General features: G+C 62.6%; 14 protein-coding genes and 1 pseudogene. 6 read left to right on the top strand and 9 right to left on the bottom strand.

Annotation, left to right across the window (positions count from 1 at the left end; all coding sequences use genetic code 11):
- Window positions 1-83: 83 nt before the first annotated feature.
- Window positions 84-563 carry a cell division inhibitor gene (locus I6L39_RS17340; RefSeq protein ID WP_042076955.1) on the bottom strand — a complete coding sequence of 160 codons (480 nt, stop codon included), beginning with the start codon at window positions 561-563 and terminating at the stop codon, window positions 84-86.
- 233 nt (window positions 564-796) lie between these two features.
- Between I6L39_RS17340 and I6L39_RS17335 the strand changes: the two genes are divergently transcribed.
- Both I6L39_RS17335 and I6L39_RS17330 read left to right on the top strand, forming a co-directional pair.
- A complete protein-coding gene (locus tag I6L39_RS17335; protein WP_005323525.1) occupies window positions 797-994 on the top strand; it encodes a DUF4250 domain-containing protein in 198 nt (65 codons plus the stop codon).
- Window positions 995-1,387: 393 nt separating this feature from the next.
- Window positions 1,388-3,862, top strand: coding sequence for a glycogen/starch/alpha-glucan phosphorylase (locus I6L39_RS17330; protein ID WP_042076954.1), 2,475 nt, complete (start codon window positions 1,388-1,390; stop codon window positions 3,860-3,862).
- 67 nt (window positions 3,863-3,929) lie between these two features.
- On the opposite strand, the gene I6L39_RS17325 is transcribed toward I6L39_RS17330, so the two are convergent.
- The 3 genes from I6L39_RS17325 to trxC form a co-directional block, all read right to left on the bottom strand.
- Window positions 3,930-4,496: a cytochrome b/b6 domain-containing protein gene (locus tag I6L39_RS17325; RefSeq protein WP_084202752.1), complete on the bottom strand. Its 567-nt coding sequence runs from the start codon at window positions 4,494-4,496 to the stop codon at window positions 3,930-3,932.
- A 230-nt stretch (window positions 4,497-4,726) separates the two neighbouring features.
- Entirely contained in the window at window positions 4,727-6,112 is a 1,386-nt protein-coding gene (locus I6L39_RS17320; RefSeq protein ID WP_042076953.1) for a DASS family sodium-coupled anion symporter, read from the bottom strand.
- 154 nt (window positions 6,113-6,266) lie between these two features.
- Window positions 6,267-6,707: a thioredoxin TrxC gene (trxC, locus tag I6L39_RS17315; protein ID WP_042076951.1), complete on the bottom strand. Its 441-nt coding sequence runs from the start codon at window positions 6,705-6,707 to the stop codon at window positions 6,267-6,269.
- Between the two features lie 154 nt (window positions 6,708-6,861).
- Here trxC and I6L39_RS17310 point away from each other — a divergent pair, with 154 nt between their 5' ends.
- The 3 genes from I6L39_RS17310 (at window position 6,862) to I6L39_RS17300 (ending at window position 13,404) form a co-directional block, all read left to right on the top strand.
- Window positions 6,862-9,660 (top strand): response regulator, encoded by a 2,799-nt coding sequence (locus tag I6L39_RS17310; RefSeq protein WP_042076950.1) that lies wholly within the window; start codon window positions 6,862-6,864, stop codon window positions 9,658-9,660.
- A 137-nt stretch (window positions 9,661-9,797) separates the two neighbouring features.
- On the top strand, window positions 9,798-11,534 hold the full coding sequence (locus I6L39_RS17305; RefSeq protein ID WP_042076949.1) for an ABC transporter transmembrane domain-containing protein: 1,737 nt from the start codon (window positions 9,798-9,800) through the stop codon (window positions 11,532-11,534).
- A 118-nt stretch (window positions 11,535-11,652) separates the two neighbouring features.
- Window positions 11,653-13,404: an ABC transporter transmembrane domain-containing protein gene (locus I6L39_RS17300; RefSeq protein WP_216990351.1), complete on the top strand. Its 1,752-nt coding sequence runs from the start codon at window positions 11,653-11,655 to the stop codon at window positions 13,402-13,404.
- 53 nt (window positions 13,405-13,457) lie between these two features.
- Here I6L39_RS17300 and I6L39_RS17295 read toward each other — a convergent pair whose 3' ends face one another.
- A complete protein-coding gene (locus I6L39_RS17295) occupies window positions 13,458-14,639 on the bottom strand; it encodes a hypothetical protein (protein ID WP_216990350.1) in 1,182 nt (393 codons plus the stop codon).
- 433 nt (window positions 14,640-15,072) lie between these two features.
- On the opposite strand from I6L39_RS17295, the gene I6L39_RS17290 reads away from it, so the two are divergent.
- Complete coding sequence (locus tag I6L39_RS17290; protein WP_216990349.1) at window positions 15,073-15,546, top strand: DUF4442 domain-containing protein; 474 nt, start codon at window positions 15,073-15,075, stop codon at window positions 15,544-15,546.
- Between the two features lie 39 nt (window positions 15,547-15,585).
- Here I6L39_RS17290 and I6L39_RS17285 read toward each other — a convergent pair.
- From I6L39_RS17285 to I6L39_RS17270, 4 genes and pseudogenes are all read right to left on the bottom strand, one after another.
- Window positions 15,586-15,660, bottom strand: a pseudogene (locus tag I6L39_RS17285) (ribosome-associated protein); the annotation flags it as partial.
- Window positions 15,661-15,696: 36 nt separating this feature from the next.
- The gene (gene ybcJ, locus I6L39_RS17280; RefSeq protein WP_216990348.1) at window positions 15,697-15,930 is read right to left on the bottom strand and encodes a ribosome-associated protein YbcJ; all 234 of its coding nucleotides are present in this window, start codon (window positions 15,928-15,930) and stop codon (window positions 15,697-15,699) included.
- A gap of 175 nt (window positions 15,931-16,105) precedes the next feature.
- Entirely contained in the window at window positions 16,106-16,510 is a 405-nt protein-coding gene (locus I6L39_RS17275) for a MaoC family dehydratase (RefSeq protein WP_216990347.1), read from the bottom strand.
- On the bottom strand, window positions 16,507-18,291 hold the full coding sequence (locus I6L39_RS17270; RefSeq protein ID WP_216990346.1) for a class I poly(R)-hydroxyalkanoic acid synthase: 1,785 nt from the start codon (window positions 18,289-18,291) through the stop codon (window positions 16,507-16,509). Before I6L39_RS17270 ends, I6L39_RS17275 begins: the two co-directional genes overlap by 4 nt.
- Window positions 18,292-18,364: the final 73 nt, after the last annotated feature.

The following is an 18,364-nucleotide window of genomic DNA, read 5'->3' as shown; positions in this document are numbered from 1 at the left end:
CACGCCTTGATAATGGTGCTCTGTTCTTATAACCCTATGACGCAAGGGGCTTTTCAGAGACCAGCCCGGAGCCGTAGGTCTACTCAATGGTTCAGGTAGACATCCTGGCCGCCGTAGCCAAGGGCGCCTCCCCGGGAGGGCACGGGTTCGAAGAAGCGGGTCAAGACGCCGGCGCGCTGGCCCAGGGTGTTCAGTCTGCCGCGATCCAGGGCAACCTGTTCGGGCAGCCAGGTCAGCACGGCGGCACAGTGGCCATTGATCAGGCTCTGCTCCAGCAGACGCTGCCAATTCTTGATCTTGCGACCGTGCACGACCAGCACCCTGGCAGGGTTGATCCCCTGTGCCTGCAACTGCTCGGCGACGGGCAGGCCGGGCGGCGCGATGAGCAGGATCCAGCCGCGGTCGCTCTGGCTCAGGTGGCCCAGCGCATCGAGCAGCGGTGTCTCGTGAAGGTTGGCACCGAGCCGCTGCTCATGCCCCATCTTGCTCTGATGGCGGGTGGGCCAGGTGGTGATCAGACCGGCAGAGGAGGAGAGAGGGCGGTGACTCAGGGGCTGGCTCATATGTTGTTCCTGTATGAATAACCATGCTGTATGCGCATACAGTAGTTCCATCTTGCGGGAGTGACAAGTCGCTTGTGGCTAAAAATGTGAGCAGATTGGCAATATCAATACTTAAGGTTATGAATAAAAAGAATATTTTTATTTGGCATGAGGTGGGTGTTTTGTGAGCTGTAGACAAATGGCGGGTCGGCGCCCATGGTTATACAGTCTGTGTGACGAGAGGAGGGAGCAAGATGGACGTCAGTACCTTGCAGCGGCTGGATGCCAACATTCTGCTCGGGATCATCAACGAGAAGCTGCGGCTGGAGTGCGATGGTCTGGAAGAGCTGCTGGCTTATTACGACATGACGGAGGATCAACTGGCCACCCGTCTGCAGCAGATTGGGTATCACTATGATCCCATGAGCAACCAGTTCAAGGCCCATGGCTAATTGGCAGGGCAGGGTGCTCCGCTTGGAGCACCTTCCTTTTATTGCCGCCTGAACATTGCAAGCATTGAAAGCGGTTTCACCTTCAATCATATTGGCAGTTATTTTCACGTATTTTCAGCCGCAGGCAAACATTGAAAACCTATTCATGAATTTATCTTTTGTGAATTCATGCATTGTGTTGATTTAAAAGGTTATTTTTATTTCCCATCCCAAAATTTAAGGAAAGGGTTTTCATGGTGAAACTGTCATTTTTATGCGTTAAAGTGTGACTCACGTTAACTTTTCAACCCCTGGCTTTAGCTAGTATGCCCACGCCGGAGCATATTCTGAGATAACAACAGCGCCGGTCCCCAATGGGATGACATTTTTATTTGTAACGAAGGAAAATGGTTTATGGCTACCAAGAAGAAGACAGACCAGGATCTCCAACTGGATAAAGATCAGCTCAAGGCGAGTATCGTGCGTCACCTGCGTTCTACCTTGGGTACAAGCGAACAGAAAGCCTCTCCGGATGCCTGGTGGAAAGCGACCGCTGCCGCCGTCAATGAACAGGTGTACGAGCGCCTGACCCGCACTCAGCAGACTCACTTCAAGAAAGATACTCGTGCGATTCACTATCTATCTGCTGAATTCCTGATGGGGCGTTTGACCTCCAACAACCTGCACAACCTCTCCCTGTACAAGATCTGCGAAGAGGCGCTGGGTGAACTCGGTCTGGAACTGACCGATCTCTGCGAGCAAGAGCCCGACATGGCCCTCGGCAATGGCGGCCTGGGCCGTCTGGCCGCCTGCTTCATCGATTCCCTGGCCACCCTGAACTACCCGGCGGTGGGCTATGGCATCCATTACGAACACGGCCTGTTCCGTCAGGAAATTCAGGATGGCCGCCAGATCGAGCGTCCGGACTCCTGGCGCGAATATGGCAACCCCTGGGAGATCTGCCGCCCCGAGTCTGTGCAGGAGATCCCGCTCTACGGCTACGTGGAGACGGTGTTCGGTGACAAGGGCGGCCTGAAGAAGGTGTGGCACGCCGGTCGCAAGATCAAAGGGGTGCCCTGGGATATCCCGGTCGTCGGTTTTGGCGGCCACACCGTCAACATCCTGCGCCTGTGGGAATCCCGCGCCTCCGAGTTCTTCGACTGGGACGTGTTCAATGCCGGTGGCTACGTCGACTCCCAGGCCGAGAAGGCCCAGGCTGAGACCATCTCCAAGGTGCTCTACCCGAACGACGAGACCGACGCGGGCAAGGAGCTGCGCCTGATCCAGCAGTACTTCTTCTGTGCCTGCTCCATCAAGGACATCATGCGTCGCTACAAGCGGGTCCATGGCGCCGATTTCGGCAACTTTGCCGCCCAGATCGCCATCCAGCTCAACGACACCCACCCCACAGTGGCCATCCCCGAGCTGATGCGGGTGCTGGTGGACGAGGAAGGGCTGACCTGGGATACCGCCTGGGGCATCTGCTATCAGGTCTTCTCCTACACCAACCACACCCTGCTGCCCGAAGCGCTGGAGAAGTGGTCCGTCAGCCTGTTCGAGAAGGTGTTGCCCCGTCATCTCGAGATCATTTATGAGATCAACGCCCGCTTCCTGAACGAGCTGGTCGAGCCGAAATGGCCGGGCAACGACGCCATCAAGGCCAAGCTCTCCATCATCGAAGAGGGTAACGTGCGCAAGGTGCGCATGGGCAACCTGTGCGTCATCGGCTCCTCCAAGGTGAACGGCGTGGCCGAGATCCACTCCAAGCTGGTGAAGGAGGATCTCTTCCCCGAGTACGCCGAGCTGTGGCCGGAGAAGATGTGCAACGTCACCAACGGCGTGACCCCGCGTCGTTGGCTGCTGGCCTGCAACCCCGAGCTCGCCGAGCTCTACAACGAGGTGGTGGGCAAGGAATGGCCGCTGCAGCTCGACAAGCTGCGCAGCGTGGTGAAGTTTGCCGACGACCAGGCCTTCCAGCAGCAGTTCATGACCATCAAGCGTCACAACAAGGAGAAGCTGGTCAAGGTCATCAAGGCCGAAACCGGCATCGAGGTGAGCGCGGAGGCGATCTTCGACGTCCAGATCAAGCGTCTGCACGAGTACAAGCGCCAGCAGCTGAACCTCATCCACATCATGGCGCTCTACCGCCGTCTGCTGGCGAACCCCGACTATGACATGCACCCGCGCGTGTTCATCTTCGGCTCCAAGGCGGCGCCCGGTTACAAGCTGGCCAAGGACATCATCTACGCCATCAACAAGCTGGCGGAGCGGGTCAACAACGACGCCCGCATCCAGGGCAAGCTGAAAGTGGTGTTCATGCCGAACTACCGCGTGAGCCTGGCCGAGAAGCTGATCCCGGCGGCCGACGTCTCCGAGCAGATCTCCACCGCCGGTTATGAAGCGTCCGGCACCGGCAACATGAAGATGGCACTGAACGGCGCCATCACCATAGGTACCCTGGACGGCGCCAACATCGAGATCGCCGAGGAAGCGGGCGCCGAGAACTGCGCCATCTTCGGCCTGAACGTGGACGAGGTGAAGTCCCTGAAGGCGCGCGGTTACAACCCGTACGACTTCTACTACGCCAACTCCGAGCTCAAGGCCGTACTGGACTGGTTCGATACCGACTACTTCACGCCGGGTCGCCCGGGGGAGCTCGCCTCCATCAAGCGCTCCTTGCTGGAAGGGGGGGATCCCTACCTGACCCTGGCGGACTTCGAGTCCTACTCCGAGGCGCACAAGCTGATCGATGCCTGGTATCGGGATCCGGCCCTGTGGGCGAAGAAGGCCATCATCAACTCCGCCACCATGGGCAAGTTCAACTCCGACCGCTCCATCCAGGACTACGTGGACCGGATCTGGAAGCTCAAGAGCTGCAGCGTCGGCTGATCGCCACCCCTATGAAAAACCCCGCGATGCGGGGTTTTTTTATGCCATCAGCTCCAGGGCTCTGTCATCAGGGTCTGTCGACCACCCGGGTGCCTGCCGGCACGCGCTTTTTGCCGGTGATCATCCCCCTGACGAGATCCCCCCGCACCAGGCGATCGAGGGCGATGACCGCCAGCACATGGACGAAGATGGCGATCTGCAGCGCCTTGGCAAAGAACTCGTGCACCTCCTCCATGAGATGGCTGCCCGCCAGCGGCCCGTATTCGGTCATGATCCCGCTCGCGGCGGTGCCTACCAGGCAGGTCAGGAGCAGCAATACCATCAGGGAGCCCAGCGGATTGTGGCCGGCGTAGTAGGGATGCCGTCCCTGCAGGGTGCTCTTGAGATAGGCGATGACGCCGGCCGGCGTCGGCAACCACTGGGCAAACCTGGCATGGTAAGAGCCGATGAACCCCCACAGGATGCGCAGCACCAGCAGTCCTGCCAGCGCATATCCCGCATAACGGTGGTTGCGCTCCCCCTCCTCGAGGATGAAGAGGTTCAGCACGCATAAAAGCACGGTGGCCCAGTGAAAGCCCCTGACCACCCAGTCCCACACCTTGATTTCATTGCCGCTCTGCATCGTGTTCCCCATGACATGATCCTCTCGTCGTGATGTGTCGAGCCCTCCGCGTCACGGGTGGCTCGCCTGTCGTTGTCCTGCATCATGGGAGGGATTTCTTAAGGCAGTGTTAATGCGAGCACGGCCGGGAAGCCGAGGGGGCTGGTTGCCATGTCGGCGCGATGAGGGAGGCGACCGCGGGCAAAACAAAGCCCCGGCGAAGCGGGGCTTTGAGGGTCATCAGGGCCGCCTGCGGGCGAACATCAGTGGAGGATGTCCCCCATGAAATAGGCGAGCAGGGTCAGAATGACGGTGAACACTAGGTTCAGCACCAGACCGGCCCGCATCATCTCCCGCTGCTGGATGTGACCGCTCGCAAAGACGATGGCGTTGGGCGGGGTGGCCACCGGCAGCATGAAGGCGCAGGAGGCGCCGACCGCGATGAGCACGGACACCACCACGGGGGAGACCCCCAGCGCCTCGGCCACCCCGGCGAACAGCGGCACCAGCAGGGCGGCGGTGGCGGTGTTGGAGACCAGCTCGGTCAGGAACACCACGAAGGCGGCCAGGCAGAGCAGGATGACGAAGATGGGCATGGCGGAGAGGCCGCTGGAGAGGTGCTCCGCTAGGAAGGCGTTGGCCCCGGTCTGCTTCAGGATGGCGCTCAGGGTGAGGCCGCCTCCGAACAGCAGCAGCACGCCCCAGTCGGTGTTCTGGTTGATGTCATCCCAGCTGGCGACCCGGCTGACGGCGATGGCCAGGATGGCACCCATGGCGATCAGGGTATCGAATTGGGGAATGCCGCCCAGTGCCGCGGCGAGGGGCTGGGAGCCGATCCACAGCAGCACAGTAGTGAGGAAGATGAGCAGAGTCGTCTTGCGCTGGCCTGTCCACTCTATGGTGACCCGCTCGGTGCTGACCTGGTGGGAGAGATTGGGACGGGTCACCCAGTAGAGCAGGCTTATGCCCACCGGCATGAAGATGAGCACCACAGGGATGCCGAATTTCAGCCAGTCGGTGAAGCCAAGGCCCATCTGGGCGGCGGCGATGGCATTGGGCGGGCTGCCCACAAGGGTGCCGATGCCGCCGATGCTGGCGCTGTAGGCGACGCCAAGCAGGACGAAGACCAGGGTACGACGCTCCTTGTGGGCGTCGAGCCCCTTCAGCATGCCGAGGGCGAGCGGCATCATCATGGCGGCGGTGGCGGTGTTGCTGATCCACATGGAGAGGGCTGCCGTGATGGTGAAGAGCACGATGGCGGCCCAGCCGAGGTGCCCCTTGGCGAGCTGCATCACCTTGCCGGCGATCTGGGTATCGAGTCCCTGCTTGGAGAGCGCCGCCGCGAGGGCGAAGCCGCCGAAGAAGAGGAACAGGACGGGGTTGGCGAAGTCGGTCAGCGACTTGCTCATGTCAAACACCCCGAGCAGGGTGGCGAGCACCGGGATGGAGATGGCGGTGATGGTGATGTTCACCGCCTCGGTCAGCCAGAGGATGGCGATGAAGATCAGGATGCCGAGCCCCTTGTTGACCATGGGATCAAACGGGAGCCAGGCGAGCATGGCACAGAGCAGCAGGAGATCCAGGATGACGATCCCGGACTTGATGTCCAGCCAGCGTGAGGGGGTGGAAGGCAGTGCAGAGGTTGGCATGTTGTTCTCTCGGTTAATTTATGGTTGTTGTTGTGTTGCCGAGATTACATTCAAGCCCCTGTTTGAAACAGGGGCTTGTGGTCAAACCATGTGGCGACTCACAGAGTCAAGTGAAAATGGATCTGAAATTAAACACAAATCAAACATTTCATTTTCATTTTGGCGTGATCGCGAAGGAGAGGAGCCACTCCTTGAACATCCCCTTGGGCAGGGCCCCGCTGCGCTGGGCCAGGATCTCCCCCCGCCGGAAGATCATCAGAGTCGGAATGCTGCGAATGGCGTAGCGGCTGGCGATGGCCGCCTCCTGCTCTGTGTCGAGCTTGACGAAACGGATGCGGGGTTCGAGCTCCCGGGCCGTCTCCTGAAAGACAGGGGCAAATTGCAGGCAGGGGCCGCACCAGCTGGCCCAGAAGTCGACCACCACCGGAATGTCGGACTGGATCAGGGCATCGAAGTGCGCCAGCCGGCCGGTGACGGGGGTGTACGCGAACAGGGGATGCTGGCAGCGGCCACACTTCGCATTTGAGTCTGTTTTTTCGGCGGGCAGGCGATTGCGGGTAAAGCATTGGCTACAATAGGTAGTGACAAGTGACATATTTGCTTCCTTATTTCATGGCCCGGCAACATCTTTATTGCATTCAGAGCGCCGACTAACGGTAACATAGCACCCAGTTGTTTTTCACAGTGGGCCCTCCGGCCGTGACCTCGTGTCACCGGATGGCCGACCATGACATGAGAATCGAGACGGGATGAAGAGTGTGGCACGGGTCAATCGTGTGGTCTTTGGCCTTATCATCGTATCGCTGCTGGCGTTTTCTGCCTATTGCTGGCAATTGCTCAGCCAGCAGCAACGCGCCTTCGATCTGAGTGTGGCCGCAGAGTTGGTGCTCAATCGGGTCAATACCGACACCGTTTATCTGCTGGGGCGCGAGAAGGCCAGCGATGGCAGCGTGCAGCAGCGTCTCAGCCTGCTGTCGAGCAGTCTGGACCGGTTCGTGAGCCAGGTGCGCGACGATCCGGCGTCGGCCGAGGATCCCGGCGCCCAGACCCTGCAACGGGACATCGACGGCTATCTGCTGGATCTCGCCAGGCTCTACACCATGGAGATGACTATAGAATATCTGGCGCCTCGCTTTCAGGGCCAGCTCAAGGCGCTGCAGACGACCCTGCCGGCCGGGGAGGGGCAATACCGCGACCTCACCGAGCTGGTCCGGCTGAGCCACTATCTCAGGCGCAGCTGGGACACAAACGAGCAGAAACACCTGTTGCAACTGCAGCAGCAACTGCTGGACACCTATGGCGGGCAGCCCAGGATGGTGGCGGTGGTCCGGCTGAGCCAGGAGCTCAACCAGCAGGTGATGGAGTATCATCGCCTGCGCAACCAGATCGTCGAGATGAAGGGGCTGAGCTCGCTGCCGGCCTGGAAGCAGAGCAAGCTGGAGCTGGCCTCCTCCCTCAAGAGCCGCTTCTATCTGATGGTGCTGGGGGGGGCGCTGCTCTGCTTCTCGCTGGTGGCCGCGACCCTGTGGCGCCGCAACCAGAAGCTGAGCGATCTTTCCCGCCATGCCGGCTTGCTGGCCCAGGCCAAGAGCGACTTCCTGGCCAACATGAGCCACGAGATCCGCACCCCCATGAACGCCATCATCGGGTTCAGCGCCCTGGCGCTGCAGACCAACCTGGATCCGCAGCAGCGGGACTATCTCAACAAGATAAAATCCTCGTCTGACACCTTGCTGCTGCTCATCAACGACATCCTGGATCTCACCAAGGTGGAGTCCGGCAAACTGACCCTGGAGGAGATCGACTTCGATCTCAGCGAACAGCTCGACTCCCTGGCCGCCATGTTCGCGGATCTGGCGGAGCGCAAGCAGATCGAGGTCATCATCAACAAGTCCCCCGCCGTGCCCGACTTCCTGCGCGGGGATCCGCTGCGCCTCGGCCAGGTGCTGGTCAACCTGGTCAACAACGCCATCAAGTTCACCGAGCGGGGGGAGGTGGAGGTGGCCATCACCCTGGTCAACCAGCACCCCATGCGGGTCTGTTTCAGCGTGCGGGACACCGGCATCGGCATCGCACCGGAGAAGGTGGCGCAGCTATTCCAGCCCTTTACCCAGCTGGAGGCGGGCAACACCCGCAAATACGGCGGCTCCGGGCTGGGCCTCAACATCTCCCAGCGGCTGGTGGGACTGATGGGGGGCGAGATCCGGGTGCAGAGCAAGCCCGGTGTGGGGTCCACCTTCCGGTTCGAGATCCCCATGTCCCAGGCGGTCTACGGGGTCTCCGGGCGCCGGGTCTTCTTCGATCACCAGCCCCTCATCCTGATGATGGATGACAACGAGCTGGTGCTGGAGCTGGCCAAGGACATCCTGGGCCGTGCCGGCGCCTCGGTGATCGCGGTCAACAGCCTCTCCCGCGCCCGCCAGGTGCTGCGCGAGGAGGGGCACCATATCCGGCTCGCCATCCTCGACTGGCGCATGGGTCAGGAGGACGGCCTGGATCTTGCGCTCGAGATGTACCAGCACAGCCAGTGGCGGCGCCTGCCCATCCTGATGACCAGCGCCTGGTCCAGGGAGGGGCTGCACGGGCGCATGGAGAGCATGGGGCTGACCCACTTCCTGGCCAAGCCGATGACAGAGAACGCCCTGCTGGCCAAGGTGGACGAGCTGCTCAATGGCAGCTCCCACGACAGCAAGGTCCGCCAGGCCGAGGTGCAGGGGGATCAGCAGCATTTTCGCGATCTGCTGCGCGGCACCCGGGTGCTGCTGGCCGAAGACAACAGGGTCAACCAGCAGCTCATCCTGGAATATCTGCGCCGGGTGGAGGCCAAGGTCACCGTGGTGGACAACGGACGCGAGGCGGTGGAGCAGGTGGCGGAGCAGCCGTTCGACGTCATCCTGATGGACTTGCAGATGCCGGTGCTGGACGGGCTGGACGCGACCCGCCAGATCCGCAAGATGGTGGACAAGCACGACGTGCCCATCATCGCCCTGACCGCCAGCGCCATGCCCGGGGATCGGGAGCGCTGCCTCGGGGTGGGCATGAACGGCTATGTCACCAAGCCGGTCAGCAAGCTGGATCTCTACAACAACCTATTGCAGTGGGTGAAGAGCAGCGGCGGGGAGTCCAAGGTGCCCCTCGAGGTCAAGCCACCGGCTCTGATGGGGGTGCTGGATCTGGACGATGCCCTGCGCCGGCTGGAGCAGGACAGGGAGGCGCTGCAGATCCTGTTCAAGTTGTTCCTCTCCGAACACAAGGACGATCTGTGGGACATCCGCTCCGCCCTGCGCCGCCAGCAGCCCGAGGTGGCGTGCCGGCTGTTGCACACCCTGAAGGGGGTGTCGGCCAACATCTCCGCCTCCCGCCTGCAACTGCTGGCCGGGGAGCTGGAGTGGCGGCTGCGGCTGCAGGAGGAGCTGAGCGAGGGGGATCTGAACCAGCTGCAGCAGGTCTTCACCCAGACCCGGGAGGAGGTGTCCCACTTCCTGCTCACCGGGGAGCAGCAGGAGTCGGTCGCCTTCCCGTTCTCCTCCTCCGACAAGCGGATCTGAGAGGCAAAGATAGCAATCGTTCTCAAGTCGCCCGCTTCAGGCTATGATGATCGACCCAATCGCCCCCGCCACGGGGGCGATTGTATTGGGCTTTTTTCACGATCACGCGGCAGCGCGCCGCGACCAAGGACTTCTCTGTGAGCGTATTTCTGCGGCTAGGCTGGTTTTTCAAGGATCAGTGGCGGCGTTATCTGGTGGCCATCTCATTGCTGATGCTGGTGGCCCTGTTGACCGTGATCCCCCCCAAGGTGGTGGGCTGGGTGGTGGATGGCATCGCCAAGGGCGGGCTCGACGGCAGCACCCTGACCGGCTATCTGGCTGGGCTCTTCGGCCTGGGCCTGCTCATCTACCTGCTGCGCTACGTGTGGCGGGTCATGTTGTTTGGCGCCTCCTATCGCCTCGCCTATGTGCTGCGCAACCGGCTGTTCACCCACTTCACCCGCATGAGCCCGGATTTCTACCAGCGCCACCGCACCGGCGATCTGATGGCCCATGCCACCAACGACATCCAGGCGGTGGAGATGACGGCTGGCGAAGGGGTGCTGACCCTGGTGGACTCCTTCATCGTCGGCATCCTGGTGCTCTCCATCATGTGCAGCCAGTACTCCTGGCAGCTGACCCTGCTCTCCCTGCTGCCCCTGCCGGTGATGGCCTTCTTCATGAACCGCTTCGGCACCCAGATCTACAAGGAGTTCAAGGCGGCGCAGGGGGCCTTCTCCCGCCTCAACAACAAGACCCAGGAGGCCCTCTCCGGGGTGCGGGTACTGAAATCCTATGCGGTGGAGTCCCTTGAGGATCAGGGTTTTGCCGAGCTGACCCGTCAGGCGGGGGAGCGCAACATGGCGGTGGCGCGCATCGACGCCAAGTTCGACCCCGTCATCTACCTGTGCATCGGCTGCTCCTATTTCCTGGCGGTGGCGGGCGGCAGTGCCCTGGTGCTGCGTGATGAGCTGACCCTGGGGGAGCTCACCAGCTTCACCATGTACCTGGGCCAGCTCATCTGGCCCATGTTCGCCATCGCCTGGTTGTTCAACATCATCGAGCGGGGCAGCGCCGCCTACTCGCGCATCGAGAGCCTGCTCGGCGAGCGCAGCGACATCGAGGAGCCTTCCTCCCCGCTGCCGTTCACCTCGCCCTTCCCCCTGGTGATGAAGGGGGTGGCATACCGGCTGGAGTCGCGCACCTTGCTGCTGGGAATAGACTTCACCCTGTCAAGGGGCGGCATGCTGGGCATAGTGGGACGCACCGGGGCGGGCAAGAGTTCCCTGCTCAAGCTCCTGATGCGTCTGGCCAACCCGGGGGCCGGACAGATCACCATGGGGGGGCAGGCCATAGAGCAGCTCTCTCTGGAGGCGTTGCGCAGCCAGTTTGCCTATGTGCCGCAGGAGCCCTTCCTGTTCTCCACCACCATAGCCGCCAACATCGCCCTTGGCCGGCCGGACGCCAGCCAGGAGGAGATAGAGCGGGTGGCCCGCATCGCCTGCGTGCACGACGACATCGTCCGCTTCCCCAGAGGCTATGAGACCGAGGTGGGGGAGAAGGGCGTCACCCTCTCCGGCGGCCAGAAGCAGCGGCTCGCCATCGCCCGCGCCCTGTTGCTGGATGCCCCCATCCTGGTGCTGGACGACGCCCTGTCGGCGGTGGATGCCCACACCGAGCAGCAGATCCTGCTGGCGCTCAAGGCCCACAAGCGCACCCTTATCCTGGTCAGCCACCGCATGACGGCGGTGGAGCAGGCGGACGAGATCCTGGTGCTGGAGCAGGGAGAGATCAGCGAGCGAGGCCGTCACGACGCCCTGATGATCCACAACGGCTGGTACGCGGACATGGTCCGCTATCAGCGCCTGGAACAAGACGTGGAGGAGAGCCTGTGAGTTTGATGATGAGACGAGTGGTTCCCCTCATCCCCACTGCTCCTGCGAGGGGGGAGGGGAACAAAGAAGGGAGCAAAGAGAGTCAATCCCATTGGAACGCTGCGCTGGAGGCAAGTCTGTGAATCCCACGATCAAACGCCTGCTGGCCTACTGCGCCCACTATCCCCGCTGGCTGGTGCAGGCGGGCATCTGCCTGCTGCTGGCGACCGGTGCCGAGGTGGCGGGCCCCTTGCTCATCAAGCTCTTCATCGACGACTACCTGGCGCCGCGCCGACTGGAGTGGGGGGTGATCGCCGCCATCGCGGCGGGCTATCTCGGCTTGCAGGTGCTCTCGGCGGCCGGCTTCTATCTGCAATCCCTGCGCTTCAACCGCATCGCCCAGGCGGTGGTGCAGCGCCTGCGCGAGCAGGTGTTCGCCACCGCTATCCGGCTGCCGGCCCGCTACTTCGACAAGCACCGCTCCGGCTCCCTCATCTCCCGCATCACCAACGACACCGAGGCGATCATGAACCTCTACGTCCAGGTGATAGGGCTCCTGGTGCAGAAGGTGGTGCTCCTGTGCGGCATCCTCCTCTCCATGGCGCTGCTGGACTTGCGCCTGATGCTGGTGTGCGCCACCCTGCTGCCGGCGGTGGGGGCCGTGATGTGGCTCTATCAGCGCCTGAGCGTGCCCGTGGTGCGGGCGACCCGCTCCTTGCTCTCCGATATCAACAGCCGCCTCAACGAGTCGCTGCAGGGGATGCCGGTGATCCAGGCCATGGTGCAGGAGCACCACTTCGCCAACGCCTTTGCCGGGGTGAACCAGCAGCACTGGCAGGCGCGGATCAAGAGCCTCAAGATCAACGGCATCCTGCTGCGCCCCCTCATCGATCTCTTCTACATGATGGTGCTCATCGGCCTGCTGGCCCTGTTTGCCCACGAGGGGCTGAGCACGGCAGGGGCCATCCAGGTGGGGGTGCTCTACGCCTTCATCAGCTATCTGGGGCGGATGATCGAGCCCCTCATCGAGATGACCAACCAGCTCAACCAGTTGCAGCAGGCCATGGTGGCGGGGGAGCGGGTCTTCGCCCTGCTCGACGAACCCCGCGAGAGCACTAAGGGCGAGACGCTCCCCCTGGAGGGGCGGGTGCGTTTCGAGGGGGTGAGCTTCTCCTACGACGGGGAGCAGCCCGTGCTGAGGGACGTGAGCTTCGCCACCCGGCCCGGCCAGATGCTGGCGCTGGTGGGTCACACCGGCAGCGGCAAGTCCACCATCATCAGCCTGCTGATGGGTTTCTACCCCCTGGATCAGGGGATGATCCACTTCGATGATCACCCCATGACGGGGCTGTCGCTCGCAGCGGTGCGCCGCAGCATCGGCCTGGTGCAGCAGGATCCCTTCATCTTCGTCGGGACGCTGGCCGAGAACCTGCGTCTCGGGCGTGACGGCATCGCGGAGGAACGGCTCTGGCAGGCCCTGGAGGAGGTGCAGCTCGCCGACTTCGTGCGCCGCCTGCCGGATGGCCTGGCCACCCTGATGGAGGAGGGGGGCAAGAACCTCTCCGCAGGCCAGCGCCAGCTGCTCTCCTTTGCCCGCGCCCTGGTGGGGGATCCGCGCATCCTCATCCTGGACGAGGCGACCGCGAGCGTGGACTCCCAGACCGAGCTGGCGCTCTCCCAGGCGCTGGCGGCGGCGCGCCGTGGCCGCACCACCATCGCCATCGCCCACCGCCTCTCCACCATAGTCGATGCCAACGAGATCCTGTTGCTCTCCCGCGGCCAGGTGAGCGAGCGCGGCACCCACAACGAGCTGATGACCGAGGGAGGCCACTACGCCCAGCTGTTCGAGATGCAGAGCCAGGGGGCCTGGCTCGAAGAGAAGCGGGCCTGAGGCCTTTCATGAAGAAAACAGCCGGCATCTGCCGGCTGTTTTGATTGGGGGGGTTACACCGTGGCCTTGCTGCGGGCAACCAGCTTGGGCTCCAGGGGCGGGAAGTCATCGTTGAAGAAGGTGTCCGCTTCTTCAATTTGCGCCTTGCGCTGCTTCTGGATGAAGCTGTCGAAGTCGCGCTTGATCTCGGGATCCTTGAGCGCCTTGTAGTCGAACACGTTGGCGGCATAGAGGTAGTTGAAGTGGATGTCGACAAACTCGGCGCTGGCACAGGCGGAGGTGAACTTGCTGTTCTGGCGGTCGAAGTTGACGCGGTACTGCTTGATCTTCGGCACATAGACCAGCTCGTTGCCCACCTTGAACACTTCCACCGTGACCCCCACAGTGATGGTCTTGTAGAAGTCCTTGTTGTTCTCCACCCCGAAGCGGATGGCATCCCCCTGCTTTTGCAGGAACTTGTTGAAGCTTGCCAGCGCCGTGGTGCCCTGGCTCACCACCACATCCATGATGAAGTTGATGAAGTCGGTGGCGATGCTGAGCCCCTTGATGTGGCGGCTGTAGCTCTGCTGATCGATCTTGCTCGGCCCCATCAGGGGGATCTTGGAGAGGGCCCTGGCCCAGAGATCCGCATCCGTCTTGTACTGCTCGCCATAGGCTTCGGCGTAACGGTTGATGTAGGCGGTGACCACAGAGGTGATGGCGATGAGGTAGGCCTTCTGCTCCGCCAGCCTGGCCATGACGGCGGGATCGTCCAGCAGCTCGTTGGCCACGATGAACTCCACCAGGCCGTCCTTGTCGGCATAGGGATCGCTCCCCACATTCTTGGCAGTGGTGAGCAGGTTGACGTCGTTGAAGAAGGCCTCGGCCTCGGCGAACTGATCATGGTTGCTCAGGCGGTTGGCCGGTGCCTCGCGCACCAGCTGGCAGAGCACCAGCTCGGCCTCGTAGTCCGACTCGCGCCACAGGGGAGCCTGCAACTGGTTGCCGAAGGTCTTCTTGTAGGCGAGGTTGAAGTCGAGCAGCACAGAGCTGCAGCCGCAATCCATGGCGAAGTCGACGGTGTAGCTCAGCGGCCCGGTGGGCAGGGGCTTGCTCATCCGGCCCTTGACGCCGAGGTTGGCGTAGCACTTGAGGTACTCCCGGCCAAACAGCTCAAAGGCGCGGTTGTTGTTGAAATTGAGCTGGAAGGTGCCGGCGCTCTCGCCCCCGTTGAACAGCTGTTGCACGTTACTCATCTCTCTGTCCTTATGTTGAGATTGGTGTCGTATGGCTCGGTTCCATCCGGCCAGTCACGAGCCTGCAAGAGCCTAGCGAGGGGTCGGGCATTTGGTTACTGTGACTATTGTCAGTGGCGTGGCCAGGTTCTTGAGCTAGCACCCGGGGGGAAGAATTTGTCGTTGCGTTTCATTCGGCTAGGGCTGTCATGCTCCCGTCATCCAGCGCCGGGCGCGATCGAGGGACCGCTAAAAATCAGGACGCAATAGAGCCCATTCACGGCGCTCGGTCGCAGGGGGGCTGTGCCATTGACCGGTCAAATGCCACTGGCCTGCGGCATGAATCAGGCAAATACCTTTGGGGGCTTGCTCACAGGGTGGAGAGTGGGGGCTTGTCTATTGGGGAGGGGGCTGGCAACATTTCGGTCACACTCACTCATCGGATCAGTTTGCAATGGACCTGCAACGCCTCAAAGCCAACCTCGCCCTGCGTCTGTTCGCCTGGCGCTACATTCCCGTCATCGGCTTCTGTGCCCCCGTCATAGAGCAGATGGACGCCAGGGCGCTGCGCATCCGCATTCCGCTGGGCTGGCGCACCCGCAACCACCTGGGCAGCATGTATTTCGGGGCGCTCGCCACCGGCGCTGACCTGGTGGGGGGGCTCCTGGTCATGGAGAAGGGGCGGGCGCGGCGCAAGAAGGTGCACTTCGCCTTCAAGGACGTGCAGGGGGAGTTCCTGAAGCGTCCCGAGGGGGACGTGCAGTTTGACTGCGAGGCGGGGGAGCTTATCGACGCCATGATAGACGAGTCCCTGGCGAGCGGTCAGCGCATCAACCGTCCCATCCAGGTAGTGGCCACCTGCCCGTCGCTCAACGGGGATGCGGCCATGGCCCGCTTTGTGCTGACCCTGTCGATCAAGGCCGGCTGAATGCTAACGGGCGCGTTGGCGCCCTTATTCAAGCAGGGATCAGAGGATCTCGGGGCTGACGCCTTCCTTCACCACCACCTTCATGCCGTTGAAGTTGACCACCTGCTCGGCGACTGTGCTGGGTAGCGCTTGCGGAGGCTGACCTCGGGCTTAGAGGTGCTCGGGGCTGACGCCTTCCTTCACCACCACTTTCATGCCGTTGAAGTTGACCACCTGCTCGGCGACTATCTTGCAGCGCTTGCGGGTCTCCACCTGGCCGTCCACCTCCACCAGGCCCTCGGCGACCAGCGCCTTGGCCGCACCGCCGCAATCGGCCCAACCCTGATGCTTGATCAGGTCACACAAGGCAACGAAGGGGTGACCTTCGAGCAGAAACGTCTCCATGGGAAATCCTCTAGCTGGATGAATGGCTGAAAACAGCGGGGGCTCATTTTAGGCAGTTAGGCGGGGCAGGGAAAGGGCCTGGGCCGAATTGCCCCGAAAAAGGAGGCGATGGTCGCGGGGGAGTACAATCAGCCCGGCAGGGACCGGGCTGATTGTGTCTGCTTGCCGCCGGAGCTTAAGGCAGCTTGACCACGGCTTCCCCCGTCACGGCGAGGGCGCCACTTGAGGTGAAGATGCGGGTGGTCAGGGTGGCGATGGGCTTGTCGCTGCGAAGGGCGGTCACCTCCACCTCGGCCGTCACCTCGTCGCCGACGAAGACCGGCTGCTTGAAACTGAGGCTCTGGCCCAGGTAGATGCTCCCCTTGCCCGGCAACTGCTGGCCCAGCAGCCCCGAGAAGAGGCTCGCCAGCAGCATGCCGTGGACGATGGGACGCTCGAACGGCGTGCTGGCGGCGAAGGCCGGATCCAGGTGCAGGGGGTTGAAGTCCTCGGACAGGCCGGCAAAGGCCGAGACCTCGGCCTCCCCGAACCGCTTGGTCAGACGCGCCTTCTGGCCCACGGCGAGGGCTGGTACATTCATGCTGCGTCCTCCTGCTGGGCGCTGGCAAACACCGGGTTGAGCCGCACCTTGACGTAGCTGCCTGGCGCCGCCTCCAGCCCTTCGGCCGGCACGCGTGCGGGGACGGGCTCGGCCCCCTCGTCACGGCCCTGGATGAAACGGATCATCTCGGGCCACCAGGAGCCGGTGCTGTGGGTCGCGCCCGCCAGCCACGCCTCTGGGCTGCCGGCCTCGATCTCGCTCTGCCAGAAGCCGTATTTGTTGGCCGCCGGCGGGTTGATGATGCCGGCGATATGACCCGACTCGGCCAGGAGGAAGCGCCGCTCGCCGCCGAACAGAGCCATGCCCTGCCAGGTGCCCTGCCAGAGGGCGATGTGATCGTCCACGGCCGACACCAGCAGCACCGGAGTCTTCACCTTGGCGAGCTCGATGCGGGTGTTGCGGATCCTGAGCTCCCCCTTCACCAGCTGGTTCTCCAGGTAGAGCCGGCGCAGCAGACTGCTGTGGGTCTTGCCCGCCACATGGGTGCTGTCGCTGTTCCAGTGCAGCAGATCGAAGGCCACCGGGCTCTGCCCCTTGAGGTAGCTGTCGATGTAGTAGTTCCAATAGAGGCTGTTCTCCCGCAGCAGGCTGAAAGAGACCGCCAGCTGGCGACCGTCCATGATGCCCTTGGCCTCATTCTGGGCCTCAAGCGCCGCTATGATGGGCTCGTGGATGAAGATGCCGAGCTCCCCGGGCTGGGAGAAGTCGAGCAAGGTGGTGAACAGGGTGGCAGTGCGCACCCGCTGCTTCTGGCGCCGCGCCGCCAGCCATCCCATGGCGAGTGACAATGCAGTGCCACCGATGCAGTAGCCGATGCCGTGCACCTCCCGCTCGTCGGTGGCCGCCTCCACGGCGTCCAGGGCGGCGATGACCCCGTCCACCACGTAGTCGTCGAGATCGATCTGGGCCTGATCCACGCCCGGATTGCGCCAGGAGATCATGAACACCGTCTGGCCCTGGGCGACCAGCCAGGCCACCAGGGAATTCTGGGGCCGCATGTCCATGATGTAGTACTTGTTGATGAAGGGGGGGACTATCAGCACAGGGGTCTTGCCCACGGTTTCCGTGGTGGGACTGTACTGGATCAGCTCGAAGAGCTCGGTGCGATGCACCACCCGGCCCGGGGTGGTCGCCAGATCCCGCCCGAGCTCGAAGGCGGACTCGTCGGTCAGGCGGATGTTGAGCTGATCGGCGCTGCGTTCCAGATCCTCGGCCAGCAGGGCCAGCCCGCGCACCAGGTTCTGGCCGTCGGAGTCCAGGGTGAGCCTGAGCAGTTCCGGGTTGGTGGCCAGGAAGTTGCTGGGGGCCATGGCGTTGATGTACTGGCGGGTGAAGAACCGCAGCCGCTCCCGGCTCTTCTGGGGCACGCCGTCAAGGGCATCCACCGAGGCCAGCAGGTGTCTGGCGGTGAGCAGATAGGATTGCTTGAGATAGTCGAAGATGGGCTGTTCGCTCCAGGCGTCGGCCTTGAAGCGGCGATCGCTGCGCTCCGGGGTGATCACGGGGTCGCTCTCCTGGCCCGCGCTCTTGAGCAGGGTGTGCTGCATCAGCCTGAGCTGATCCTGCCACCAGTTCATCTGGGCCTGGATCAGCTGCCAGGGTTGCTGGCTGCCCTGCTCCAGCACCTTGCCCAGATCGTCCAGATTGGTCTGCAGCAGGGCCTGGGCTGTGCGCTCGGTCTGGGCCTTGGCCATGGCCAGCAGCTTGTCATTGTAGTGGGCCAGGGCCTCGAACAGCGGGCCGTAAGATGGTTGGCTCATGTGTTCTCCTTCACCCACACCCGAGGCGGGCAGGGGCCCGCGCACTCGTGTCGTGGGGAGATGTGGCTGCCCG

This window comes from Aeromonas sp. FDAARGOS 1409, from assembly GCF_019048705.1.
Lineage (GTDB): Bacteria > Pseudomonadota > Gammaproteobacteria > Enterobacterales > Aeromonadaceae > Aeromonas > Aeromonas sanarellii.
Note: the sequence above shows the minus strand (reverse complement) of the source record. Positions and strands in the feature narration are given on the sequence as shown.